20 protein-coding genes are annotated in these 23,321 nt (G+C 58.3%); 9 read left to right on the top strand and 11 right to left on the bottom strand.

The features are described 5' to 3' along the window. Positions 1–3: 3 nt before the first annotated feature. From ACQUTP_RS06430 to ACQUTP_RS06405, 6 genes are all read right to left on the bottom strand, one after another. Positions 4–1,809: an extracellular solute-binding protein gene (locus ACQUTP_RS06430; RefSeq protein WP_048295217.1), complete on the bottom strand. Its 1,806-nt coding sequence runs from the start codon at positions 1,807–1,809 to the stop codon at positions 4–6. Positions 1,810–1,877: 68 nt separating this feature from the next. Next, on the bottom strand, positions 1,878–3,440 hold the full coding sequence (locus ACQUTP_RS06425; RefSeq protein WP_428902360.1) for a cyclic di-GMP phosphodiesterase: 1,563 nt from the start codon (positions 3,438–3,440) through the stop codon (positions 1,878–1,880). 187 nt (positions 3,441–3,627) lie between these two features. Continuing rightward, positions 3,628–4,197: a bifunctional murein DD-endopeptidase/murein LD-carboxypeptidase gene (gene mepS / locus ACQUTP_RS06420; RefSeq protein ID WP_004201653.1), complete on the bottom strand. Its 570-nt coding sequence runs from the start codon at positions 4,195–4,197 to the stop codon at positions 3,628–3,630. Between the two features lie 427 nt (positions 4,198–4,624). After that, entirely contained in the window at positions 4,625–5,338 is a 714-nt protein-coding gene (locus tag ACQUTP_RS06415; protein WP_285755092.1) for a phosphatase PAP2 family protein, read from the bottom strand. Between the two features lie 37 nt (positions 5,339–5,375). After that, positions 5,376–6,353: a CobW family GTP-binding protein gene (locus ACQUTP_RS06410; RefSeq protein WP_285755091.1), complete on the bottom strand. Its 978-nt coding sequence runs from the start codon at positions 6,351–6,353 to the stop codon at positions 5,376–5,378. A 120-nt stretch (positions 6,354–6,473) separates the two neighbouring features. Next, entirely contained in the window at positions 6,474–7,940 is a 1,467-nt protein-coding gene (locus ACQUTP_RS06405; protein WP_004201649.1) for a mannitol dehydrogenase family protein, read from the bottom strand. Between the two features lie 207 nt (positions 7,941–8,147). On the opposite strand from ACQUTP_RS06405, the gene uxuA reads away from it, so the two are divergent. Next, positions 8,148–9,338: a mannonate dehydratase gene (gene uxuA / locus ACQUTP_RS06400; protein WP_043520315.1), complete on the top strand. Its 1,191-nt coding sequence runs from the start codon at positions 8,148–8,150 to the stop codon at positions 9,336–9,338. A gap of 70 nt (positions 9,339–9,408) precedes the next feature. Here the strand turns inward: uxuA and yeiP are convergent, their stop codons facing one another. Then, on the bottom strand, positions 9,409–9,981 hold the full coding sequence (yeiP, locus tag ACQUTP_RS06395; RefSeq protein WP_428902359.1) for an elongation factor P-like protein YeiP: 573 nt from the start codon (positions 9,979–9,981) through the stop codon (positions 9,409–9,411). Between the two features lie 147 nt (positions 9,982–10,128). Here yeiP and ACQUTP_RS06390 point away from each other — a divergent pair, with 147 nt between their 5' ends. Further along, entirely contained in the window at positions 10,129–10,383 is a 255-nt protein-coding gene (locus tag ACQUTP_RS06390) for a YkgJ family cysteine cluster protein (RefSeq protein ID WP_004201647.1), read from the top strand. A 2-nt stretch (positions 10,384–10,385) separates the two neighbouring features. Here the strand turns inward: ACQUTP_RS06390 and ACQUTP_RS06385 are convergent, their stop codons facing one another. After that, the gene (locus ACQUTP_RS06385) at positions 10,386–11,318 is read right to left on the bottom strand and encodes a LysR family transcriptional regulator (RefSeq protein WP_049004214.1); all 933 of its coding nucleotides are present in this window, start codon (positions 11,316–11,318) and stop codon (positions 10,386–10,388) included. Positions 11,319–11,531: 213 nt separating this feature from the next. On the opposite strand from ACQUTP_RS06385, the gene ACQUTP_RS06380 reads away from it, so the two are divergent. Continuing rightward, positions 11,532–11,876, top strand: a complete 345-nt coding sequence (locus ACQUTP_RS06380; protein WP_049093647.1) for a DUF3302 domain-containing protein — start codon at positions 11,532–11,534, stop codon at positions 11,874–11,876. A 1-nt stretch (position 11,877) separates the two neighbouring features. Next, positions 11,878–13,014: an HlyD family secretion protein gene (locus tag ACQUTP_RS06375; RefSeq protein ID WP_004201644.1), complete on the top strand. Its 1,137-nt coding sequence runs from the start codon at positions 11,878–11,880 to the stop codon at positions 13,012–13,014. Positions 13,015–13,048: 34 nt separating this feature from the next. Here the strand turns inward: ACQUTP_RS06375 and setB are convergent, their stop codons facing one another. After that, positions 13,049–14,230, bottom strand: a complete 1,182-nt coding sequence (gene setB / locus ACQUTP_RS06370) for a sugar efflux transporter SetB (RefSeq protein WP_017899322.1) — start codon at positions 14,228–14,230, stop codon at positions 13,049–13,051. Between the two features lie 336 nt (positions 14,231–14,566). On the opposite strand from setB, the gene fruB reads away from it, so the two are divergent. From fruB to fruA, 3 genes are read left to right on the top strand one after another with little or no spacing between them, the layout of a single operon-like run. Further along, positions 14,567–15,697 (top strand): fused PTS fructose transporter subunit IIA/HPr protein, encoded by a 1,131-nt coding sequence (gene fruB, locus ACQUTP_RS06365; protein ID WP_004201642.1) that lies wholly within the window; start codon positions 14,567–14,569, stop codon positions 15,695–15,697. Beyond that, positions 15,698–16,636, top strand: a complete 939-nt coding sequence (gene fruK, locus ACQUTP_RS06360; protein WP_002912941.1) for a 1-phosphofructokinase — start codon at positions 15,698–15,700, stop codon at positions 16,634–16,636. A gap of 16 nt (positions 16,637–16,652) precedes the next feature. Next, positions 16,653–18,347, top strand: a complete 1,695-nt coding sequence (gene fruA, locus ACQUTP_RS06355) for a PTS fructose transporter subunit IIBC (protein ID WP_004201641.1) — start codon at positions 16,653–16,655, stop codon at positions 18,345–18,347. A 53-nt stretch (positions 18,348–18,400) separates the two neighbouring features. Here the strand turns inward: fruA and nfo are convergent, their stop codons facing one another. Next, positions 18,401–19,255, bottom strand: coding sequence for a deoxyribonuclease IV (gene nfo, locus ACQUTP_RS06350; protein WP_017899323.1), 855 nt, complete (start codon positions 19,253–19,255; stop codon positions 18,401–18,403). Between the two features lie 71 nt (positions 19,256–19,326). Then, positions 19,327–20,376 (bottom strand): YeiH family protein, encoded by a 1,050-nt coding sequence (locus tag ACQUTP_RS06345; protein ID WP_004201639.1) that lies wholly within the window; start codon positions 20,374–20,376, stop codon positions 19,327–19,329. Positions 20,377–20,641: 265 nt separating this feature from the next. Between ACQUTP_RS06345 and yieE the strand changes: the two genes are divergently transcribed. After that, positions 20,642–21,508, top strand: a complete 867-nt coding sequence (gene yieE / locus ACQUTP_RS06340) for a DNA-binding transcriptional regulator YeiE (protein ID WP_004201638.1) — start codon at positions 20,642–20,644, stop codon at positions 21,506–21,508. Between the two features lie 181 nt (positions 21,509–21,689). Continuing rightward, positions 21,690–23,159: an amino acid permease gene (locus tag ACQUTP_RS06335; protein ID WP_004201637.1), complete on the top strand. Its 1,470-nt coding sequence runs from the start codon at positions 21,690–21,692 to the stop codon at positions 23,157–23,159. Positions 23,160–23,321: the final 162 nt, after the last annotated feature.

The raw sequence follows: 23,321 nt of genomic DNA, 5'->3' as shown, positions 1-23,321 counted from the left end.
TCCTTAGCGTCTGTCCGCGGGGAGGGTGGCCGCTTTGTTCACGTCATACCACCAGGTATCAAGGCCGGACGAATAAATGGGGCGGGTTTTCGGGAACGAGAATTTATTCCACCACGCGGTGCGGTCCTGCGCCATATACCACATCGGCAACATATAGTGGTTCCAGGTGAGGACGCGGTCCAGCGCCCGGCCGAGCGGGATCAGCTTCTGCTTATTACCCTGCCACTGCAGGATCTGCGCAATCAGTTTATCTACCACCGGACTCTGCACCCCCGGCGCGTTGTAGCTGGAGTGAATATAGTCTGACGCCCAGGAGATTTGCAGGTCGGTCCCCGGCCAGGGCATGGCACGCCACAGGCTTGGCATCATGTCGTAATCGCGGCTGCGGCGGCGGTTGCTGTACTGCGAGTTATCCACCTGACGAATATCCATGACGATCCCCAGGCGCTGCAGGTTGTGCTGGAACGGCAGCACCCAGCGGTCATTGCTTCCGGCCGGCATCAGCAGCTCAAAGCGCAGCGGCTTACCGGTGGCGGCGTTAACCCGGCGCTGGTTCTTCACCGTCCAGCCTGCCGCGTTGAGCAGGGCGTCGGCTTTGAGTAAGTTGGCGCGGTCAAAGCCATCGCCGCGGGAGACCGGCGGCTGGTAAACCTGGCTGAAGAGCTCGGGGGGCAGTTCGTTTTTCATCGGCGTCAGCAGGGCCAGTTCGGCCGCGTCGGGCAGGCTGCGGGCGGCATATTCGGTGTTCTGGAAATAGCTATTGGCGCGCTGATAGGCGCTGTAGAACAGCGCTTTGTTCATCCATTCAAAATCAAACGCCAGGGTAATGGCCTCCCGCACCCGGCGATCGGCGAATACCGGGCGCTGGATATTGAACGCCAGCCACTGGGTATCCTGCGCCGAGGTGTTGGCATACTCCTCTTTGATGATGTAGCCGCGGCTGAAGTTGCGGCCAACGTAGCGGGTAGCCCAGTTTTTGGCGACCGTCTCTTCCCGGCGGTCAACGGCCCCGGCTTTAAAGGCTTCAAAAGCGACGTTGTCGTCAAGATAATAGTCATAGCGCAGCGTATCGAAGTTCCAGCGACCGCGGTTGACCGGCAGGTCGGCCGCCCAGTAGTCGGCGACCCGGGAATAGGTAATATACTGTCCCATCCGCCAGGCGCTGATGCGATAGGGTCCGCTGGCCAGCGGTGGCTTTGACAGCGGGTCGCTAAGTTTGTGATGGCGCCAGAACGCCTCGGGCATCACTGGTAGGCTCAGCAGGCTCAGCATATTCTCTTTACCGGGCTGGCCGAGGTCGATACGCACAGTCAACGGCGCGATGGCCTTCACGGTGGTGCCTTTATAAAAGAGGCGGAACTGCGGCACCCCTTCGGTCATAAACTTCTTGAAGGTAAAAGCGACATCCTGGGCGGTGATTGGCGTGCCGTCGTGAAAACGGGCGCGGGGGTTGAGAGCGATCTCCATCCATGAATAGTCCCCGGCGTAGCGCGCCCGCTCGGCAATCAGCGGATAATAGCTCCCGGGCTCATCATCCGAAGTGGTGAACAGGGGATCGTAGAGCGCCTCAGTTCGTACCGCGGGATTGCCGCGCAGCGCGTAGCGGTTGAAGTTGTCGAAGGTGCCGATTGCCGCCAGGGTGAGGGTACCGCCTTTCGGCGCCTGTGGATTGACATAATCAAAATGGCTGAAACCGGCGGCGTACTTGGGCTCGCCGATAATCGCGAAGGCGACGCTTTCCTGAATGGATTGCGCGTTAGCGCTCAGGCTAAACAGAGCAAGCAGAAGCAGAAAAAGTCGCGCATACATAGGCGGCAGAATACCCCGTCATAGCCGGCCCCCATGGCCGACTTCTGTTCCCGCATCATAAGTGAGACTTAACGCGTTGTGAAATAGTTCGCGGGTTCATCGTGCGCGGCCACCAGCGCCGCCAGCGACAGCGGCCGGCTGATCCAGTACCCCTGCAGGAAATGAACCCCCTGAGCGCGGAGCCACTCCGCCTGCTCCTGGGTCTCCACCCCTTCGGCGATGGTCATTAATTTCAGCCGGCGGCTGAGGGTCAGCACCGCATCCAGCACCGGCGAGGTAACAATTTCTGTGCCAATCGCCTGCACAAAGCCGCGATCGATCTTCAGATAGTCGAAGTTATAGCGCTCAAGATAGATCAGCGCGCTATGCCCGGTGCCAAAATCATCAATCGCGATTTCGAATCCCTGGCGGTGGAGCCAGGCGAAGTTAGCCATCGATTTTTCTTTATCAATCATCGCCCGCTCGGTCACCTCCAGCACCACGTGAAAATGGCCGGCGGGCAGGGCGGCGGTGAAGCGCAGCATATCGTCGCGGAAGCTGTCGGCCTGCAGATGCGCAGGGGAAATATTCAGCCCCAGCTTGACGCCGCGCGGCAGAATACGCTGCAGCGCCGGCGCGTCGCGGGCGATCAGCGCCAGCAGGTGATCGGTCAGCGGCACGATCATCTGCTGGGTTTCCGCGAGGTTAATAAAGATGTCAGGCGGGATTTCGCCCACCACCGGATGGCGCCAGCGCATCAGAACCTCCACGCCCATGATCCGCAAGGTCTGAGCATTCACCACCGGCTGATAGACGATGTAGAACTGGTTGTTTTTGATCCCCAGGAGAATGGATTTTCGCGGATCGGATTTGATCGTCAGCACGTAATAGCAGAGCAGCCCCGCCAGCAGGCCGCACACCACCCCGAGCAGCAGAGCAAACTGCGTATTTTCCGCCAGCCAGCTGTTGGCATACAGGTAGACCTTCAGCGGTAAACCCTCGATCTGTGTCTGGCGGATCGGCGCGTCATGCAGCGTTTGCGGATCCACCAGCCGGTTACTGAAGGTGGAGATGGCGGTGTGATCGATGGCCAGCGCAATGCCGCTGAAATCATTCTGCCGTGCAGAATAGAGGATATACGGTGTGAGATTGGCGTTAATCGACACGAAAATGCCGCTGTTTTTATCACCAGGTTTTCCTACCCACAACGCCAGCGCCGCGCTCTTCGGCATCATCGGCGTGCCCGGCAAAATGGCCATATCAAGGGGTTTGCGGATATCAATGGCCGGGATCAGCTGGGTGAGGGGGGTATCCATGGCGCCGGTTGCCGAGGAGCAAAAGGCCACGCCGTTTTTGACCAGCAGAAAGGCGCGGACGTTAGGGCTGAAAGCGGCATGGGAGGTGAGCCCGGAGTCAATATTCTCGCAGGGCTGGTCCACCAGCGGCTGCAGGCCGTCGATGGTCTGCCGCAGGTCGTGAAAGTAGCTCTTCAGATAGGTATTAACGTTGTTGATAATGGCGTCGAAACGCTCCGCCCGGTTATGGTAAATCACCATAAACTGAATGCTGCCGGCCAGTAGCGCGACGATAACTCCCACGCACAGGCTGGTTATCCAGGTTTTACGCTGGGGCGAAAAGTAGCGAGTCAGCATAGCTATAGTCTTTCCGTGTTATTGATGCGCAGCAACGGGTTGTCAGTCGTCGTTTTTCTCATTCCCACTTAAAAGACATAGCTTATTTTGCGTCGTTCAGAATCAGGTGGCAAAAAAAAACACTGCCGGGGCAGTGTTTTTTATCCCGCTTCCAGCCAAGGGATAACCGGCGGCGGTAGAGGACAGTTTACGAGCGGCTCAGGACTCGACGCGCTTCGTTGTAGCGCTTTTTCCAGTATGGCTCATCCATGCTGGAGATAGTCACCCCGCTGCTGGTAGAGGCGTGAACAAACTGGTTGTTGCCGAGGTAGATCCCTACATGGCGGCCGGTAGAACCGGCACGGAACAGAACCAGATCGCCGGTACGCAGCTGGGTACGGGAAATCGATTTTCCGGTTTCCTGCTGTTCAGAAGTTGAACGCGGCAGTTCCAGACCAAATTGTTCGCGGAAGGTGCGCTGCACGAACGCCGAGCAGTCGATACCTTTGCGGGTGCTGCCGCCGAGGCGGTAACGCACGCCTTTCCAGCTGGCATACTGATCCATTAAACGGGACTTCACGTCCAGGTTACGGACCATCGTTTCAAATTCATCCTGAGAGGCTTGCAGTGATGATAAATCGCCACTACCCACAGCATGCGTCTCAGAATGCATATTCCTGGCGGTACTTGTTGAACTACACGCGGAAAGCAGAACCGCTACTGCAATCGCGGGGGCTACCCGCAAGATGTATCTCAAAATCGGCTGAGATTTGACCATGCTGTTTATTTTCCCTTGTTGTCCTTAACGACAATGTCGTTATAAAAAATGCCAAACGTGTTAGAGCCTAAATACCCATCCGCAATGAGACAATTCCTTAAGCTTAAATTTGTGCAGTCACGCACAATTTTATTCACGCCTTGAATTAATGTTGCGGAAAAGGCAAAACGAGAACGAGATTACCCTATCAAACGCCGCATGGCGAGCGGTTTTGCGCGATTTCTTATAAGTATTTTGGTGACAAAAAGTGAATCATCGGGAAAGGCCAAAATAGCGACAATATCGGGCAAAAAACAGACAATTCCTTCATTTGTCACGGGATTAATGTGACAAGAAGATGAACGTGATGTAGAAAAAAAGGACAATTGAAAAAAAGGGACCCAAAAGGTCCCCTTATAGATAATGAGTCTGGCGACTGCCGGAGACATTATTTGGCTGATATTCCACCGGGTAAGTAGCGATCGAAAAAGGCGATCAGTTTATCGCTCAGGGGAGTCATCAATACCCAGGGCGCGCCAATCAGCACGGCGGTCAGCGAGCCGACGGCAATATCGCTGAACCAGTGGGCGCCAATCATCACCCGCGGGAAAGCAAAGACCACAAATATCACCAGCGTCACGGCCAGCGCGCGGCGACCAAAATAGCGCCACATAAAGCTCGCGAAGATCAGCAGCATCATCCCATGATCGCCGGGGAAGCTGTCCTTGGAAGCATCCTTAGTGGGGAAGTTAACGACGTCGCTGACGCGGGTCACATCGCTGAAAAACAGCGACGGGCTGGCGCGCTGAACCGGCATCAGGTGCTGCGCCAGCTGGTTGATGATCACCGCCGCCAGCAGCATCACCAGGCCCATAATGGCGATCTGACGACGGCCTGCCGCCGGCGCCTTGAGCCAGTAGCTAAGCATCAGGCACCCCATCGCCAGCAGCGAGCAGGCGTCGAAGGCGCGATTGTTGATGATCGCCAGCAGCCAGGCGTAAGCGCGACTGACGCTGACGCCATGATTAAAGAAATGGAAGATCGCGGAGTCAACAGGCGCCCACGCGCCGTGGTTGGCTGGCAGATACCAGGAGCAAAATAGCGCCACACCCGCGATGTTTAGCAGCAAGATTAAAGGAATTCGGTTTTTCATCATAGCCATTGCGATTTTGTGACAGTCGGCGGCAACCTTAGCCGCCTTAACTTAAACGAAGCCTCAACAATGAGGTCTGGAGTGCATTCCAGTCGGCTTCATTAGCGGAGATAAGCTCGATGCGGCTATCGGGCGGGGCGACGCTGAGGGTCTCGATATGCAGATCCTCACCCTGGCGGTTGATCCGCACCGCCCCTTCGGCAATGCGCAGCACACCTTTGACGCGCGCCACCGGCGCCAGCCGGGCCCACTCCAGCAGGGCGATGGTGTCAAAGACCGTTTCCGCGTCGAAGATCCAACCGCAGGCCTGATAGCCCTGGCCGCTGTTAAGGTGGCGGCGCCAGCGCTGGTGTTCCGCCAGGCTAAGGGCGGCGAGACCGGCTGTTGGAGGATGGCGATGGGCGTGCTCCGCGCTCGCCGGCAGTGGGGCGGTGTTGCGCCGGGGTTCATCAAGCAGGGCGAGGTCGATATTCCCCTGGATCGCCGACACCTGGCGGCGCTCGCCACCCCAGCGTTGCCACCAGTCGGCAAACGCCTGAGCGCTTTCGGGCGTTTCCCGATCGCTTTTATTGGCCACGATGATATCCGCCGCCGCCAGCTGGTCGCGAAAGTTGTCGTTGTTGACCGCTTTCTCTTCCAGTAGCTGACGCGGATCGAGGATGCACAGGGTCGCGCGCAGATCGATCCAGGGTTCATACACCGCCGCGGTGAGAATATCGAGGATCTGCTTTGGATGGCCAAGTCCGGTAGGTTCGATCAACAGACGATCGGGTTTCCCCTGGCGCAGCAGGGTGTTCAGCCCGACCTGCATTGGCAGGCCATTGACACAGCACATGCAGCCGCCGGGGATCTCTTTGAGCAGGGCGCCGCTGTCGGCCAGCAGCGCGCCGTCTATCCCGACTTCGCCAAACTCGTTAACCAGTACGGCCCATTTTTCATCCGCAGGCTTCTGCGCCAGCAGATGAAGAATCGAGGTCGTCTTACCGCTGCCGAGAAAGCCGGTGATCAAATTGGTTCTGGTCACTCTTTTCTCCAGGATAAATGTAATGTTGTAACAGTTATGCCTATCCTGACGAAAAAAGAGGGAAAAGAGAAGTCCTGAGGCGGACAGAAGGGAATTCTGTCCGCATAAGCGCAAATATTGTTAAGAATCGAGCGCGCGGGCAACTGCCTCGCGGGCGCCGTGCATCGCCAGCTGCTGCCAGGCGGCGCGGATCCCGGCGACAAACAGGGCGTTGCGCGGCAGGTCGCGGCCAAATATTTCCTCCAGACCCAGCAGGGCGTCAACACGCTGCTGCTCATCGCTCTGCGCCACCCGCTGCTGGATCTTGTCTACCAGCGGATCGCGCACGTCGATGGTCTGACCGGCATCGTCCGTGCCGCTGACGTAGCGCATCCAGCCGGCCACGCCGAGGGCCAGCAGCGGCCAGCGGCTGCCGCGCTCAAGATGCACGCGAATACCGTCGAGCATGCGCTGGGGTAGCTTCTGGCTGCCGTCCATGGCGATTTGCCAGGTACGGTGTTTGAGCGCCGGGTTGCTGAAGCGCGCGATTAAGCTGTCGGCATAGGCCGCCAGGTCGACGCCGGTAATGGTCAGCGTCGGGGCCTGTTCATCAAGCATCAGCTGGCGAGCGGCACGGCGGAAGACCTCATCCTGCATGCAGTCGCTGACGTGCGCATGACCTGCCAGATAGCCAAGCCAGGCGAGGAAAGAGTGGCTGCCGTTGAGCATCCGCAGCTTCATCTGCTCCCAGGGCAGCACGTCGTCGGTCATCTGCACGCCTGCCGTCTCCCAGGCGGGGCGCCCGGCGACAAAGTGGTCTTCGACTACCCACTGAATGAAGGGTTCGCAGCTGATGGCGCAGGGATCTTCCACCCCCAGCACGGCGGCGATTTCCGCCAGCGATTCGGCGGTGGCGGCGGGAACAATGCGATCCACCATGGTGCCCGGGAAGCTAACGTTGTCGGCGATCCAGCTCGCCAGCGCCGGACTGCGTTTTTCCGCCATGCCGAGGACGGCATTTTTCACCACGTGGCCGTTATCGGGAATGTTATCGCAGGAGAGCACGGTAAAGGGCGGCAGGCCGCGTTCCCGGCGGCGGGCCAGCGCTTCAACTAAAATACCGGGAGCCGACTGCGGGAGCGTCGGATTTTCCAGATCGTGAACGATGCGCGGATGCGTCGGATCCAGCTTGCCGGTCGCCGGATCGATGCAATAGCCTTTTTCCGTGATGGTCAGCGAGACAATCGCCACCTGCGGCTCGCAAAATTTCTCGATAATTGCCGCCAGCGAATCGAGCCTGGCGTTCAGGCATTCGTGCACTGCGCCGATAATAATGGGCTGATTACCGTCGGCGCCTTTTTCCAGTACGGTAAACAGGTGGTCCTGTTCGCGAAGCTGGCTCATCAGCGTATCGCCGCTGAACAGACTGATTTCGCAGATCCCCCAGTCGCCGCCGATGTTATTCAGCACGCGATCGGTCAGCAGCGCCTGGTGCGCGCGATGAAACGCGCCAAAGCCGAAATGGACAATACGCGAGCGGAGCTGGCTGCGATCGTACTGAGGACGTTGCACGTTTTCCGGTAGCGTAGCGGTTGCAATTGTTGTCATTCTTTACACACCTGTTTAACTGCTTATTAACATTGCCAGTCTAAAGTTATATGACAGGAAATTAAATTGGTAAGCCGAAATTATCCGCTGACTGTGAGCTGGATCAATCAATGCGCCGGCACTGTTTGCAGCCTGCTGAGAAACATGTATGGTAGTCGTCATGAGTGTCGCCATTATTGGTATAACAACTTTTGTGAGGGCATAGCGATGGAGCAAACCTGGCGGTGGTATGGGCCGAACGATCCGGTATCGCTTGATGATGTACGGCAGGCAGGAGCGACCGGGGTCGTCACTGCGCTGCACCATATTGCAAACGGTCAGGTCTGGCCGGTCGACGAGATTAAAGAGCGTCAGGCGCTGTTAGCGGCGAAAGGGCTGACCTGGTCGGTGGTCGAAAGCATTCCGGTGCACGAGGATATTAAAACCCACAGCGGGCAGTATGCGACCTGGATTGCCAACTATCAGCAGAGCATCCGCAACCTCGCGGCCTGCGGCATCGATACCGTATGCTACAACTTTATGCCGATCCTCGACTGGACGCGCACCGATCTGGAATATGAGCTGCCGGATGGCTCCCGGGCGCTGCGTTTCGATCAGATCGCCTTCGCCGCCTTTGAACTGCATATCCTCAAACGCCCGGGGGCGGAAGCGGATTACAGCGAAGAAGAGCAGCGCCAGGCCGAGGCGTATTACAAGGCGATGAGCGAAGCGGACATTGAGAAACTAACCCGCAATATCATCGCCGGCCTGCCGGGAGCGGAAGAGGGTTACACCCTCGACCAGTTCCGCGCGCGTCTGGCGGAATATGACCACATCGATAAAGCGCAGCTGCGCGAAAATATGGCCTATTTCCTGCGGGCCATCGTGCCGGTGTGCGAAGAGGTGGGGATCCGTCTGGCTGTGCATCCGGACGATCCGCCGCGGCCGATCCTTGGCCTGCCGCGTATCGTCTCGACCATTGAAGATATGCAGTGGCTGAAAGAGACAGTGGACAGCATTAATAATGGCTTTACCATGTGCACCGGATCCTATGGCGTCCGCGCCGATAACGATCTGGTGAAGATGGTGGAGACCTTTGGCGATCGTATCCACTTTACCCATCTGCGCTCCACCTGCCGTGAAGCGAACCCGAAAACCTTCCACGAGGCGGCGCACCTTAGCGGCGACGTTAATATGGTGGCGGTGGTGGATGCGATTCTGCGTGAAGAGCAGCGGCGTAAGCAGGCCGGCGATCTGCGCCCGATCCCCTTCCGTCCGGATCATGGTCATCAGATGCTCGACGATCTGCGCAAGAAAACCAACCCAGGCTATTCGGCTATTGGCCGTCTCAAGGGGATGGCGGAAGTACGCGGCGTGGAGCTGGCGCTGAAGATGACCAAATACCCTGAACTGTTGTAATCGCGGCAATGGGGATAATAAAAAGGACAGCCAGCGGCTGTCCTTTTTTATGTCAACTCGTCACGGAAGATTAATCCGCGCGGCCCATAAAGCGGCACTCTTCGATATGAATGCGGATTTTCTCACCGGTGGTCAGGTATTCCGGCACCTGAATCACCAGGCCAGTGCTCATGGTGGCGGGCTTGGTGCGGGAGCTGGCGGATGCCCCTTTAATCCCCGGCGCGGTTTCGATAATTTCCAGGTCCACGGTCTGCGGCAGCTCAAGCGCGAGCAGCTGCCCATCCCAGGTCAGCACCTGCATATCCGGCATGCCGCCTTCCGGAATAAACTGCAGCTCTTCTTCGATCTGCTCTTTCGTGAAGGTGTAAGGGGTGTAGTCTTCTTTATCCATGAACACGTATTCGTTGCCATCGACATAAGAGAAGTCAACGAAACGGCGGGTCAGGGTCACGGTATCGACGATATCGTCGCCTTTGAAGCGCTCTTCTACTTTCAGGCCGGTACGCACATCGGAGAAGCGCATTTTATACAGTGTCGCAGCACCGCGGGCGCTGGGTGACTGAATATCGATATTTTTCACAATCAGCAGCTTGCCGTTGTAATTCAGCACCATACCTTTTTTAATTTCATTCGCTCTTGGCATTGCAGTAATCCTGTCACTTAACGAGTCAAAAATATCGCGTAAAACTACTCGCGCCCGGGCGTTCAGGCAAGTGGAATTCGCGAGTTTTGCTATCTTCTGGCAAAACGTTTAGGCTGTGGCGCAAAATGAGCGTTCGGGAGCTGGGTTGTGGAATGTCGTACTGATTGTGGCGCATGTTGCATCGCCCCCTCTATATCATCGCCGATCCCCGGCATGCCGCAGGGCAAGCCGGCCAACACTCGCTGTATTCAGCTCTCCGAGCACAATCTGTGCCTCATTTTCGGTTCCCCACTGCGCCCGAAGGTGTGCGCCAGCCTGCAGCCCTCGCCGGAGATGTGCTTGACTCATCGTGATGAAGCCATTACCTGGCTGCTGGCGCTTGAGCTGGCCACCGCGCCCTGAGCTTAAAGCAGCAAATGAGACAGGTTTTTGATATGGACGCTGAGGCCGTCCAGCAGCGCCTGGACGCGCAGCGGAAGAATGTCCCGTCGCTGGTAGATAAGCCAGGCCTGCAGATCGATACAGCGCTCCTTTTTCAGACAGGGAACCAACTGTCCTGCCGCCAGCTCGGTGGCGAGTGAATAGTAGGGCGCATAAACGATCCCCATCCCCAGCTTCGCCAGCTCCACCGCCGGCAGCGTGTTATCGCACACGAATCCCCCCTTTACCGTGAGATTAAGCGGTTTGCCGTTTTTGCTTTTGAAGGTCCAGATATTGTCGCTGCCGCCCAGCATACGCAGGGTGATGCACTCATGATCCGCCAGCGCCTCCGGTTCGGCGATAGGGTGTTGCGCGAGGTAATCTGGGGAGGCGAAGACGCCGGTACGAAAGCGGGTAAACGGGCGGGCGATGAGGTTTTCATTCTGTGGCTTAAAGGGGCTTATCAGCAGATCGCAGTCGCTATTGAAAATGGCGCCGTATTTCTGTTCCCGCTCGCTGGCGTTGCGGGTGACCAGATTGATCTGCAGTTCCGGCAGCGTTTTTCTTAGCGCTGGCAGAATATAGCGCCCGAGAAACTGGTGGATGCCGATGGGCGCTCCAAGGGTGACAACGCCCTGCAGTGTGTTCTTATAACGGTCGGCGAGGTTGATAAGCTGCTCATGCTGCGCAAGAACGGCGCTGCTGGCGTGAATAAACTGCTCGCCGAACTCGGTACGCACCAGTTCCCTGGCGGTGCGCAGAAAAATAGCCAGACCGACTTTCCGCTCCACGCTGGTCAGCGTCCGTGAGACGTTAGACTGGGGCATATTCAGGCGCTGGGCTGCCCGGCTTACGCTGGCGGTTTCGGCGATGGCGCAGAGGATCCTCAGCTCGTCCATTTTAAAGTCTTTCAACATCTTATCGCTGCCTGATATTAATGGTATATCAAAAATGATATACCAGTTTGGCTGAATTGCCATGTGATTTATTGATCCGCTGAACGTATGATGGCCTTTGCGTTGAACAGTCGTTTATTTAAGGAAATCTGTGCGTTTTATTGCTTCTTTTGTGGTTCTCGACGTGATTAAAAATAACGATCTTCCCGCTGGCTTACTGAGTGTATATGCACCATGCTGCTTAATTATTTTGCTTTGTTTGTATTAATACTGGTATTTCTCATATTGTTTTATGGAGTTATTATTATCCACGATATTCCCTATCACATCGCGCAAAAACGCCAGCATCCCCATCAGGACGCGATTCATGTAGCAGGCTGGATAAGCCTGTTTACCCTGCATGCTATCTGGCCTTTTCTGTGGATCTGGGCCACGTTGTACCGGCCTGATCGTGGCTGGGGGATGGCCTCACAGACCGGAGGACATCAGCAGCGAGCGGAGCTGGAGAAACGCATTGCGTTACTTGAAGCGGCATTAAAAAACAGCCAGCAGGCGTCGGTGGAGAATAGCGAGAAATAATATGGATCTGTTAATTATCCTTTGCTATGTCGCCATTGCCTGGGGCGTGTTTAAAATATTTCGCATTCCAGTAAATAAATGGACGATCCCCACCGCTATATTAGGCGGAATAGTGATCGTCGGTGCGCTAATATTAACGATGAACTATAACCACCCCTATACGATGCGAGCGCAAAAAATTGTCGTCTCCATTCCGATGGTGCCGCAGGTATCAGGCGAGGTGGTGGAGGTGACCAGTAAAACCAATGTGTTAATGAAGAAGGGCGAACTGCTGTTTCGCATCGACGATACCCGCTACCGCGCACGCCTGAACAAGCTGAAAGCCGATCTGGCGGCCGAGGAGGCCACGCTGCGGGCGAAGCAGGCAACCATTGACGATGCCAGCGCCAGAGTACAGCAGGCGCAGGCGGAGTACGACCGGGTCACCCGCGACTACCAGCGCTATGCCCAGGGAGCGGCCATGCCGGTGAATCCTTTTTCGGAACAGGATGTGACTCATGCCAGGCAGCAGGTGCAGATCCAGTCGGCGGTACTGCAGGCGGCGAAAGCGCAATTACAAAACGCCCGAGAGCAGGTATCCGGACGCTACCACGGGCTGGATGCCAATATTGCCAGCCTGAAATCGCAGATCCTTGAAGCGGAGTATAATCTGGCGCAAACCGTGATTCGCGCGCCGAGCGACGGCTACGTCACCCAGCTTCTGGCGCGGCCGGGGATGACCGCGGTGCGTCTGCCCTTCAAGCCGGTGCTGGTGTTTATTCCCCAGCAAAAGCGCCAGGTGGTGGCGGTATTCCGCCAGAATTCGGTCCTGCGTCTGACGGCCGGGGATAGCGCGGAGGTGGTGTTTAACGGTCTGCCGGGCAGCGTCTACAGCGGTAAGGTATCGCGGGTGTTGCCGACCGTCCCGGACGGCAGCTACCAGGCCAGCGGCGCCCTGCAAGGACTGAACGCCGGGGCAGGGAAAGAGGGCATTTACGTGCTGATCGACCTCGATCCCCATCCGGAAGTGGAACATTTACCGGACGGGGTCAGCGCCCAGGCGGCGGTGTATACCGATTATTTTGCCCATGTGTCGATTATGCGCAAAGTGCTGCTGCGCATGACCAGCTGGCTGCATTATCTCTATCTGGATCATTAATCCCCATTGCCCGGCTCCGGCCGGGCAACCTTATCTAGACGTCCCTGATCCGCCACAGGCAGGCCTGCGTGGCGATCCCCATGACCAGCGCAATCCAGAACACCGCATGATAGCTCCAGATCTCTGCCACCACGCCCGCCAGTGAGCCGGCGATGATCCAACCGACGCGGGTGGTATTGGTGTAGAGGGTGGTGGCAGCGCCTGCCTGCCCGGGCATCAAATCCTGGAAATAAAGCATGCCAATCCCGGCGAGGATCCCAATATAGATGGCGTTCAGCACCTGCATCGCCAGCAGCAGCCCCGGCGTATGCACCGTCAGCATGCCCACATAAAACAGCACCCCAGCCACCGCGGAGAGGCGCATCAGAAAGCGTTTACCGAAGCGCCGGGCATAGTAACCGGCAATCAGCATGGTGGGGATTTCCAGCCCGGCGGCGGTTCCCATCATCAGGCCGGCCAGCTTCTCCGGCAGATGCAGCTCGTTAATGATAAACAGCGGCATATTAATGATGTACAGGCTGTTCGTGCCCCACATCAGCGTGCAGATGCTGAACAGCAACAGCGCATCGCGGCGGTGCTTGCGCGGGGCCTCCAGCCGGCCGGTCGCCACCGCCTTCGCTTTGCGCATGCTGGGCAAGAACAGCCAGACCATAATCCCGCAGACGATAAACGCCGCCGCGGCGCTGAGGTACATCGCGGTAAAGCCAAACCCCATGGCCAGCGCATAGGCCAGCGGGGGACCAATCACCCATGCCAGGGAAACCTGGGCGCGCAAAATGGAGCTGAACATTACCGCTTCGCGGCCGGTTTTGTCGGCATGCTCGCGCGCGAGGGCGAACATCTGTGGGTTGGCGGTCGAACCAAAGCTGCTGAGGAAGACGCCGACGAACAGCAAAATGAAGTAGTTCCGGTTCCAGGCAAACAGCACGCAGGCCAGCACTCCCAGCAGGCAGCAGACGACAATCAGCTGCTTGCGGTCGCCCTGACGGTCAGAACGTCCGGCGAGGAACTGACTGACCAGAATGCCTATGACGGCGCTGCCGGTAAAAAAGAAACCCACCATCGCCGGGCGGACGTGTACTTCATTGGTCAGAAACAGGCTCAGGGTCGGCGTCTGCAACGCCCCGGCAATGCCCGTCAGAAAGGCGACGATCAGGAAGGCGGAAGAGGTGACATCGAATCCGCGTCGGGGAAGGGCGGCGCTTCGGTTTTCCATGTGTTTGGTTTTCTGTAGTTTCAGGAGACGGCGCGGAGTTTACGCCTGCTGGCTGAAAATAAACAGTAGTATGGCACGAATAATTAAAAAGGCGTTTCAAAATACAAGGTTCAGCAAAAAGCTGACGCTTACCCCAGCCAGGCGCCAGGGCTTCAGCAAAAGTGTGCAGTACCTCTAAGTTCTGCAATCAAGTCGCTGACGTACCTTGCGCATTGAGCAAGAAAGGTACAAAATTCTTGAAACGTTTCAGCGTCATTCGACATATCGTTCACCGTCAGATGGCGCCTTTTTTCTCAAGTTAGCTGAAACGATTCAATTCAGCAGGAGAGGAGAACCATGTTCCAGTTATCTGTGCAGGATATTCATCCCGGCCAGCAGGCCGGTAATAAAGAAGAGGCCATCCGGCAGGTCGCCGCCGCGCTGGTCAGCGCCGGCAACGTGGCCGATGGCTACGTGAACGGCATGCTGGCCCGCGAGCAGCAGACCTCGACCTTCCTCGGCAACGGGATCGCGATCCCGCACGGCACGACGGATACGCGTGATCAGGTGCTGAAGACCGGCGTTCAGGTGTTTCAGTTCCCGCAGGGCGTCACCTGGGGCGAAGGGCAGACCGCCTATGTGGCGATCGGGATTGCCGCCAGCTCAGATGAACACCTCGGCCTGCTGCGTCAGCTGACCCACGTGTTGAGCGATGACGCCGTCGCCGCCCAGCTGCAGTCCGCCACCACCGCGGAAGAGCTGCGTGCGCTGCTGATGGGAGAGAAACAGAGCGAAGCGCTGAAGCTGGACAACGAGACCCTCAGTCTCGACGTCGCGGCCAGCGATCTGCTGACCCTGCAGGCGCTGAACGCCGCGCGTCTGAAAGAAGCAGGCGCGGTGGATTCCGCCTTCGTTAGCCACGTCATTAACGATACGCCGCTGAACCTCGGTCAGGGCATCTGGCTGAACGACAGCGCTGAAGGCAATCTGCGCAGCGCCGTGGCGGTCAGCCGCGCCGCCACCGCCTTCACCCGCGACGATCAGCCGGTTTCCCTGCTGGTCACGGTGGCGATGACCGACGAGCAGCCAACCGCGGTGCTGAACCGCCTGAGCAAGCTGCTGCTGGACAAGAAAGCTGACCATCTGCTGAAAGCCGACGCCGCCACCGTGCTGGCGCTGCTGACCAGCGACGACGCGATTGCCGAAGATGTGCTGAGCGCCGAATTCGTGGTGCGCAATGAGCATGGCCTGCATGCCCGTCCGGGCACCATGCTGGTCAACACCATTAAACAATTTTCCAGCGACGTCACCGTCACTAACCTCGACGGTTCCGGCAAGCCGGCCAACGGTCGTAGCCTGATGAAGGTCGTGGCGCTGGGTGTGAAAAAAGGTCACCGTCTGCGCTTTACCGCGCAGGGTGAAGATGCGCAACAAGCGCTGGATGCGATTGGCGAAGCGATCGCCGCAGGCCTTGGGGAGGGCGCATAAATGAGCAGACGTGTAGCAACCATTACTTTAAACCCGGCGTACGATCTGGTGGGCTTCACCCCGGAGATCGAGCGCGGTGAAGTGAACCTGGTGCGTACCACCGGCCTGCACGCCGCCGGGAAAGGCATCAACGTGGCGAAAGTGCTGAAAGATCTTGGCATTGACGTCACCGTCGGCGGCTTCCTGGGGAAAGACAACCAGGATGGCTTTCAGCAGCTGTTCAGCGAGCTGGGGATCGCCAACCGTTTCCAGGTGGTGCAGGGCCGGACCCGTATCAACGTTAAGCTGACGGAAAAAGATGGCGAAGTGACCGATTTCAACTTCTCCGGCTTCGAAGTGACCCCGGGCGACTGGGAACGCTTCGTCAACGACTCCCTGAGCTGGCTCGGGCAGTTCGATATGGTCTGCGTCAGCGGCAGTCTGCCGTCCGGCGTCAGCCCGGAGGCCTTTACCGACTGGATGACCCGTTTGCGCAGCCAGTGCCCGTGCATCATTTTCGACAGCAGCCGCGAAGCGCTGGTTGCCGGACTGAAAGCGGCGCCGTGGCTGGTGAAACCGAACCGTCGCGAGCTGGAAATCTGGGCTGGCCGTAAGCTGCCGGAGATGAAAGACGTTATCGACGCCGCCCATGCGCTGCGCGAGCAGGGGATCGCTCACGTAGTGATTTCCCTGGGCGAAGAGGGCGCGCTGTGGGTGAACGCCTCCGGCGAGTGGATTGCCAAGCCGCCTTCAGTCGAAGTGGTCAGCACCGTTGGCGCCGGCGATTCGATGGTCGGCGGCCTGATTTACGGCCTGCTGATGCGTGAATCCAGCGAACATACCCTGCGCCTGGCGACTGCTGTCGCTGCCCTGGCCGTCAGCCAGAGCAATGTAGGGATCACCGACCGTACCCAGTTGGCCGCGATGATGGCGCGCGTCGACTTACAACCCTTTAATTGACAGCAGGAGAGGCATAATGAAAACGCTGCTGATTATTGATGCCGGACTCGGACAGGCGCGCGCCTATATGGCGAAAACCCTGCTGGGCGCCGCCGCGCCAAAAGCGCACCTTGAACTGATTGATAACCCCAACGACGCCGAACTGGTGATTGTTCTCGGGTCGGCGCTGCCCACTGACAGCGCGCTGAACGGCAAACAGGTTTTCCTCGGCGATATTAATCGCGCCGTGGCGCACCCGGAGCTGTTCCTGAGCGAAGCCAAGGGCCATGCGACGCCGTACGCGGCGCCTGCCGCCGCGGCAGTCCCGGCGGCCACCAGCGGACCGAAACGTATTGTCGCGGTCACCGCCTGTCCGACCGGCGTTGCCCATACCTTTATGGCCGCTGAAGCCATTGAAACCGAAGCGAAAAAACGCGGATGGTGGGTGAAAGTGGAAACTCGCGGCTCCGTCGGCGCGGGCAATGCTATCACCCCGGAAGAGGTGGCCGAGGCGGATCTAGTGATCGTCGCCGCTGATATCGAAGTCGACCTGGCGAAATTCGCCGGCAAGCCGATGTATCGCACTACCACCGGTCTGGCGCTGAAGAAAACCGCCCAGGAGCTGGACAAAGCGGTGGTGGAAGCCAAACCGTACCAGCCTTCCGGGAAACCTCAGGCTGCTGGCGAAGGTAAAAAAGAGTCGGCGGGCGCCTACCGCCACCTGCTGACTGGCGTCTCCTACATGCTGCCGATGGTGGTGGCGGGCGGCCTGTGCATCGCGCTCTCCTTTGCCTTCGGGATCAAAGCGTTTGAAGTAAAAGACACCCTGGCGGCGGCGCTGATGCAAATCGGCGGCGGCTCGGCCTTCGCGCTGATGGTGCCGGTGCTGGCGGGCTTTATCGCCTTCTCTATTGCCGACCGTCCGGGTCTGACCCCGGGTCTTATCGGCGGTATGCTGGCGGTCAGCGGCGGCTCCGGCTTTATCGGCGGGATTATCGCCGGTTTCCTTGCCGGTTACGTGGCGAAAGCCATCAGCACTAAGCTGAAACTGCCGCAGAGTATGGAAGCGCTGAAGCCAATCCTGATCATTCCGCTGGTTTCCAGCCTGATCGTGGGCCTGGCGATGATCTACCTGATCGGTAAACCGGTCGCCGGTATCCTCGCCTGGCTGACCCACTGGCTGCAAACCATGGGCACCGCCAACGCGGTTCTGCTGGGCGCGATCCTCGGCGCGATGATGTGTACCGACATGGGCGGCCCGGTGAACAAAGCGGCCTATGCCTTCGGCGTTGGCCTGCTGAGTACCCAGACTTACGCGCCGATGGCGGCGATCATGGCGGCCGGTATGGTGCCTCCGCTGGCGATGGGTGTCGCGACGCTGGTTGCCCGCAATAAGTTCGACAAAGGGCAGCGGGAAGGGGGCAAAGCCGCGCTGGTTCTCGGCCTGTGCTTTATCTCTGAAGGGGCGATTCCTTTTGCCGCACGTGACCCGATGCGCGTGCTGCCTTGCTGTATCGTCGGCGGCGCGGTAACCGGCGCTATCTCGATGGCAATTGGCGCAAAACTGATGGCGCCGCACGGCGGGCTGTTTGTTCTGCTGATCCCGGGGGCGATTACGCCAGTGCTGGGCTACCTGCTGGCGATTGTCGCCGGGACGCTGGTGGCGGGCCTCTCCTACGCGGTGCTGAAACGCCCGGAAGCGCAGGTAGCGGAAGTCGAAAAAGCGGCATAATCTCTCCGCAATAAAAAAGGGCCGACTGTTCGGCCCTTTTTTTATGTCTCTGTTTACGCCACTTCGGCGATCTGCTGCGCCCGCAGCCAGGCTATCTCTTCCGCCCAGATATCCGGGTTGATGGTTTCCAGAATCAGCGGAATGCCGTCGAAGCGGCTGTCCTGCATGATCCAGCTGAAGCAGTCGTGGCCGATGTTGCCTTCCCCCAGACTATGGTGACGGTCAACCCGGCTGCCAAAGGCGCTCTTGGCATCGTTGAGGTGCATGCCGCGCAGATACTGAAAGCCGACGATACGGTCGAAGTCGGCAAAGGTCTTCTCGCAGGCTTCGGCGCTCCGCAGGTCGTAGCCGGCGGCGAAGGCGTGGCAGGTATCGATGCAGACGCCGACGCGGGTTTTATCTTCCACGCCATCGATGATGGCCGCGAGATGCTCGAACTTAAAGCCGAGGTTGCTGCCCTGGCCGGCGGTGTTTTCGATCACGGCGGTGACGCCTTCGGTCTTGGCCAGCGCGATATTGATCGATTCGGCGATGCGCGCCAGGCACTCCTCCTCCGGGATCTGCTGCAGATGGCTGCCGGGGTGGAAGTTGAGCAGCGTCAGCCCCAGCTGCTGGCAGCGGGTCATCTCATCGATGAAGGCATCACGGGATTTTTCCAGCGCTTCTTCCACCGGATGGCCGAGGTTAATCAGGTAGCTGTCGTGCGGCAGGATCTGCCCGGGGCCAAAGTGATACTTTTCACAGGCGGCTTTGAATTCGGCGATGGTCTCGTCGCTGAGCGGCGCGGCGCGCCACTGGCGCTGGTTTTTGGTGAAGAGGGCGAAGGCGGTTGCTTCGATTTCGGCGGCGCGAATGGCGGCATTGGCCAGTCCACCTGAGGCGCTCACGTGCGCTCCTACGTATTTCATAAAAAAACTCCAGTTAAAGCCGCTGGGGGGTGGGTAATGATAGCGGCTTAACTGGAGAAAGATGTAGTGCTTTATGCCATCAGGCTGTGGATCGCGACGTTAATGGCCCCGCCGCCGACAATCAACCAGACGAACAGCATCAGCGCCATCAGCAGCGGTTTCGCCCCGGCTTTTTTCAGCGCGCTGACGTGAGTGGTCACCCCAAGAGCGGCCATGGCCATCGCCAGCAGGACGGTATCCAGCGTCACCAGCATATCCACGACCGCTTTCGGCAGCAGATGGAAGGAGTTAAACACTGCCACCAGGATGAACATAATGGCAAACCACGGAATGGTGATTTTGCTTTTCTCGCCGTTACCCGCCGGGGTCAGCTGTTTAACACGCGCCGCCAGGAACAGCAGGAACGGGGCCAGCATCATCACGCGCAGCATTTTAGCGATAACCGCGGCATTCTCCGCATCCGGGCTGACCGCATGGCCGGCGGCGACGACCTGCGCCACTTCATGCATGGTGGAACCCATATAGATGCCGTAGGTCTCCGGGGTAAACCAGTGCGCCAGCAGCGGGTACATCGCCGGGTAGAGGAAGATGGCGATGGTACCGAAGATCACCACCGTGGCGACGGCGACGGTCACTTTACTGGCTTCGGCTTTGACCACCGGCTCGCTGGCGAGCACAGCCGCAGCGCCGCAGATGCTGCTGCCGGCGCCGATCAGCCAGCTGGTGTGCTTATCGAGTCCAAACACTTTCTGGCCCAGGAAGCAGGCGATGAAAAAGGTGCTGGAGAGCGTCAGAACGTCAATCAAAATACCGCTCACGCCGACGTCGGCAATCTGGGCGAACGTCAGGCGGAAGCCGTAGAGGATGATCCCCAGGCGCAGCAAATGCTGTTTGGCGAAGATCACCCCGCCGTCGCAGGGTTGCCAGATTTTCGGATAGACCGTATTACCGACGACCATCCCGAACAGGATAGCGAGAGTCAGGGCGCTGAAGCCCGCCCCGGCGATGGCCGGAAAGCTACCGGCCCACAGGGCGGCGCCGGTCAGGGCGGCGGTCAGCGCCAGGCCTGGGACAAAATGCCACAGGGAACGATGTTTGGTGGGTAAAGTGAGTGCTGTCATAACCTTCTCCTTTGTCTGCCTAAAGGTTACGCCGCGCGGGATTAAATATAAAATTGATTATATGTTTATAATCAATCGTAATAAGTGGTTAATGACCGCTTCGCCGGTGACAATGGGGCAGGGGAGTGAGGCGAGGAGGCGAGCTGTTCTTGTCAGCAAGACGATGATTTTGTGACGTAAGGGGATTTTCCTTCCATCAGCCGCCTCGATTTGTGTCACCATAGTAAGAAAGGTTATTCAGACTGGATTACTCAACGGGTGGGTTATGCATATTACGCTGCGGCAGCTGGAAGTGTTCGCCGAAGTCCACAAGAGTGGGTCGACCACTCAGGCGTCACAGATGCTGGCGCTTTCGCAATCTGCGGTCAGCGCCGCGCTGACCGATCTGGAAGGGCAGCTCGGCGTACAGCTGTTCGACCGCGTCGGCAAGCGGCTGGTGGTCAATGAGCATGGACGGCTGCTCTATCCGCGCGCCCTGGCGCTGCTGGAGCGGGCCCTGGAGATCGAGCAGCTGTTTCGCGGCGACAACGGGGCGATTCGGGTCTACGCCAGCAGCACCATCGGCAACTATATTATGCCGGAGATCATCGCCCGCTATCGCCATGACTTCCCGGATCTACCGGTTGAGCTGAGCGTGGGCAACAGCCTGGACGTGATCAACGCCGTTGCCGACCTGCGGGTGGATTTCGGTCTGATCGAGGGGCCGTGTCATGCCGCCGATATTATTGCCGAGCCGTGGCTGGAAGATGAGCTGGTGGTGTTTGCCGCGCCTGACTCGCCGCTGCTGGCGGGGGAGGTGACCCTGCAGCAACTGGCCGAGGCGCCGTGGATCCTGCGCGAGCATGGATCCGGCACCCGGGAGATTGTCGATTACGTTCTGCTGTCGCATCTGCCGGCGTTTCATCTGGGGATGGAGCTCGGCAACTCGGAGGCGATCAAACACGCGGTACGCCATGGGCTGGGGATCAGCTGCTTATCGCGGCGGGTGATTGCCGAACAGCTGGCCTCCGGCACGCTGGCGGAGCTGAAAGTGCCGCTGCCCCGGCTGACGCGCACGCTATGGCGGATCCACCACCGGCAGAAGCATATTTCTAAAGCATTACAACGTTTTCTGCAGTATTGCCAGGTGTAGCGATCCGGCTTTATCGCCTGATAATGGTGGGGGGAATTTGCTGGCAATTCCGCAGGTTAGTGCTTTACTAATAATTTGCGGTCGATCATGAAGCTCTCTTATAACTTTGCATTTGTACCGGATGGAACCCCGATCGTCTGCTACAATCGCGCCTCATTTTTTGGATGGATAGCATTATCACATGGTTTCGGAAACTAAAACCACAGAAGCGCCCACGCTACGTCGTGAACTGAAGGCGCGCCACTTGACCATGATCGCCATCGGCGGTTCCATCGGTACGGGTCTTTTTGTTGCCTCTGGCGCAACGATTTCGCAAGCAGGTCCCGGCGGGGCGCTGCTGTCTTATATTCTGATCGGTCTGATGGTCTATTTCCTGATGACCAGCCTGGGCGAACTGGCGGCGTTTATGCCGGTGTCCGGTTCCTTCGCCACCTACGGGCAGAATTATGTTGAAGAGGGCTTTGGCTTCGCGCTGGGCTGGAACTACTGGTACAACTGGGCGGTAACGATCGCCGTTGATCTGGTGGCCTCGCAGCTGGTGATGAGCTACTGGTTCCCTGACACCCCGGGCTGGATTTGGAGCGCCTTGTTCCTCGGCATTATGTTCCTGCTGAACTGGATCTCGGTGCGCGGCTTTGGCGAGGCGGAATACTGGTTCTCGCTGATCAAAGTGGCCACCGTCATTATCTTTATCATCGTCGGCGTGATGATGATTGTCGGCATCTTCAAAGGGGCGCAGCCTGCCGGCTGGAGCAACTGGGGGATCGCGGATGCGCCGTTTGCCGGCGGCTTCTCGGCGATGATCGGCGTGGCGATGATTGTCGGCTTCTCCTTCCAGGGCACCGAGCTTATCGGTATTGCCGCCGGTGAGTCTGAGAACCCGGAGAAGAACATTCCGCGCGCGGTGCGCCAGGTCTTCTGGCGTATCCTGCTGTTTTACGTCTTCGCGATCCTGATTATCAGCCTGATCATTCCATATACCGATCCGAGCCTGCTGCGCAACGACGTTAAAGATATCTCCGTCAGCCCGTTCACGCTGGTCTTCCAGCACGCCGGTCTGCTGTCGGCGGCGGCGATCATGAACGCCGTTATCCTGACGGCCGTTCTGTCGGCGGGTAACTCGGGGATGTACGCCTCTACGCGTATGCTGTATACCCTGGCCTGCGACGGCAAAGCGCCGCGCATCTTCTCGAAGCTGTCGCGTGGCGGCGTGCCGCGCAACGCCCTGTACGCGACCACCGTTATCGCGGCGCTGTGCTTCCTGACTTCGATGTTCGGTAACCAGACGGTGTACCTGTGGCTGCTGAACACCTCCGGGATGACGGGCTTTATCGCCTGGCTGGGGATTGCCATCAGCCACTACCGTTTCCGTCGCGGCTACGTCCTGCAGGGTAACGATCTCAATAACCTGCCGTATCGTTCCGGGTTCTTCCCGCTGGGGCCGATCTTCGCCTTCGTGCTGTGCCTCATCATCACCCTGGGACAGAACTATGAAGCGTTCCTCAAGGACACCATTGACTGGGGCGGTGTGGCGGCGACCTACATCGGTATTCCGCTGTTCCTCGTCATCTGGTTTGGCTACAAACTGGCGAAAGGCACCCGCTTCGTTCGTTACAGCGATATGACCTTCCCGGACCGCTTTAAGCGTTAATCCCGGCGGTGATACAGCATAAGCCCTCTGATACAGAGGGCTTTTTTTATGTCCGCGCAGTTACAGCCTGACACAATTCTTCATAATTATATTGATAATAGAAATCATTATCTTTATCATTTCCGACCATTACGGATGAAGCCACTCCCCCGTCTCTGCCAT

The sequence above is a fragment of the Klebsiella sp. 2-CIP_Kleb. genome, assembly GCF_050378715.1.
Classification (GTDB): domain Bacteria; phylum Pseudomonadota; class Gammaproteobacteria; order Enterobacterales; family Enterobacteriaceae; genus Klebsiella; species Klebsiella quasipneumoniae.
This window is presented reverse-complemented; position numbering and strand designations above follow the sequence as displayed.

Coding starts and splice junctions, on each gene's coding strand:
- ACQUTP_RS06430 (WP_048295217.1), bottom strand. CDS start 1,809: ATGTATGCGCGACTTTTTCTGCTTCTGCTTGCTCTGTTTAGCCTGAGC.
- ACQUTP_RS06425 (WP_428902360.1), bottom strand. CDS start 3,440: ATGCTGACTCGCTACTTTTCGCCCCAGCGTAAAACCTGGATAACCAGC.
- mepS (WP_004201653.1), bottom strand. CDS start 4,197: ATGGTCAAATCTCAGCCGATTTTGAGATACATCTTGCGGGTAGCCCCC.
- ACQUTP_RS06415 (WP_285755092.1), bottom strand. CDS start 5,338: ATGGCTATGATGAAAAACCGAATTCCTTTAATCTTGCTGCTAAACATC.
- ACQUTP_RS06405 (WP_004201649.1), bottom strand. CDS start 7,940: ATGACAACAATTGCAACCGCTACGCTACCGGAAAACGTGCAACGTCCT.
- uxuA (WP_043520315.1), top strand. CDS start 8,148: ATGGAGCAAACCTGGCGGTGGTATGGGCCGAACGATCCGGTATCGCTT.
- yeiP (WP_428902359.1), bottom strand. CDS start 9,981: ATGCCAAGAGCGAATGAAATTAAAAAAGGTATGGTGCTGAATTACAAC.
- ACQUTP_RS06385 (WP_049004214.1), bottom strand. CDS start 11,318: ATGTTGAAAGACTTTAAAATGGACGAGCTGAGGATCCTCTGCGCCATC.
- ACQUTP_RS06380 (WP_049093647.1), top strand. CDS start 11,532: ATGCTGCTTAATTATTTTGCTTTGTTTGTATTAATACTGGTATTTCTC.
- ACQUTP_RS06375 (WP_004201644.1), top strand. CDS start 11,878: ATGGATCTGTTAATTATCCTTTGCTATGTCGCCATTGCCTGGGGCGTG.
- setB (WP_017899322.1), bottom strand. CDS start 14,230: ATGGAAAACCGAAGCGCCGCCCTTCCCCGACGCGGATTCGATGTCACC.
- fruB (WP_004201642.1), top strand. CDS start 14,567: ATGTTCCAGTTATCTGTGCAGGATATTCATCCCGGCCAGCAGGCCGGT.
- fruK (WP_002912941.1), top strand. CDS start 15,698: ATGAGCAGACGTGTAGCAACCATTACTTTAAACCCGGCGTACGATCTG.
- fruA (WP_004201641.1), top strand. CDS start 16,653: ATGAAAACGCTGCTGATTATTGATGCCGGACTCGGACAGGCGCGCGCC.
- nfo (WP_017899323.1), bottom strand. CDS start 19,255: ATGAAATACGTAGGAGCGCACGTGAGCGCCTCAGGTGGACTGGCCAAT.
- ACQUTP_RS06345 (WP_004201639.1), bottom strand. CDS start 20,376: ATGACAGCACTCACTTTACCCACCAAACATCGTTCCCTGTGGCATTTT.
- yieE (WP_004201638.1), top strand. CDS start 20,642: ATGCATATTACGCTGCGGCAGCTGGAAGTGTTCGCCGAAGTCCACAAG.
- ACQUTP_RS06335 (WP_004201637.1), top strand. CDS start 21,690: ATGGTTTCGGAAACTAAAACCACAGAAGCGCCCACGCTACGTCGTGAA.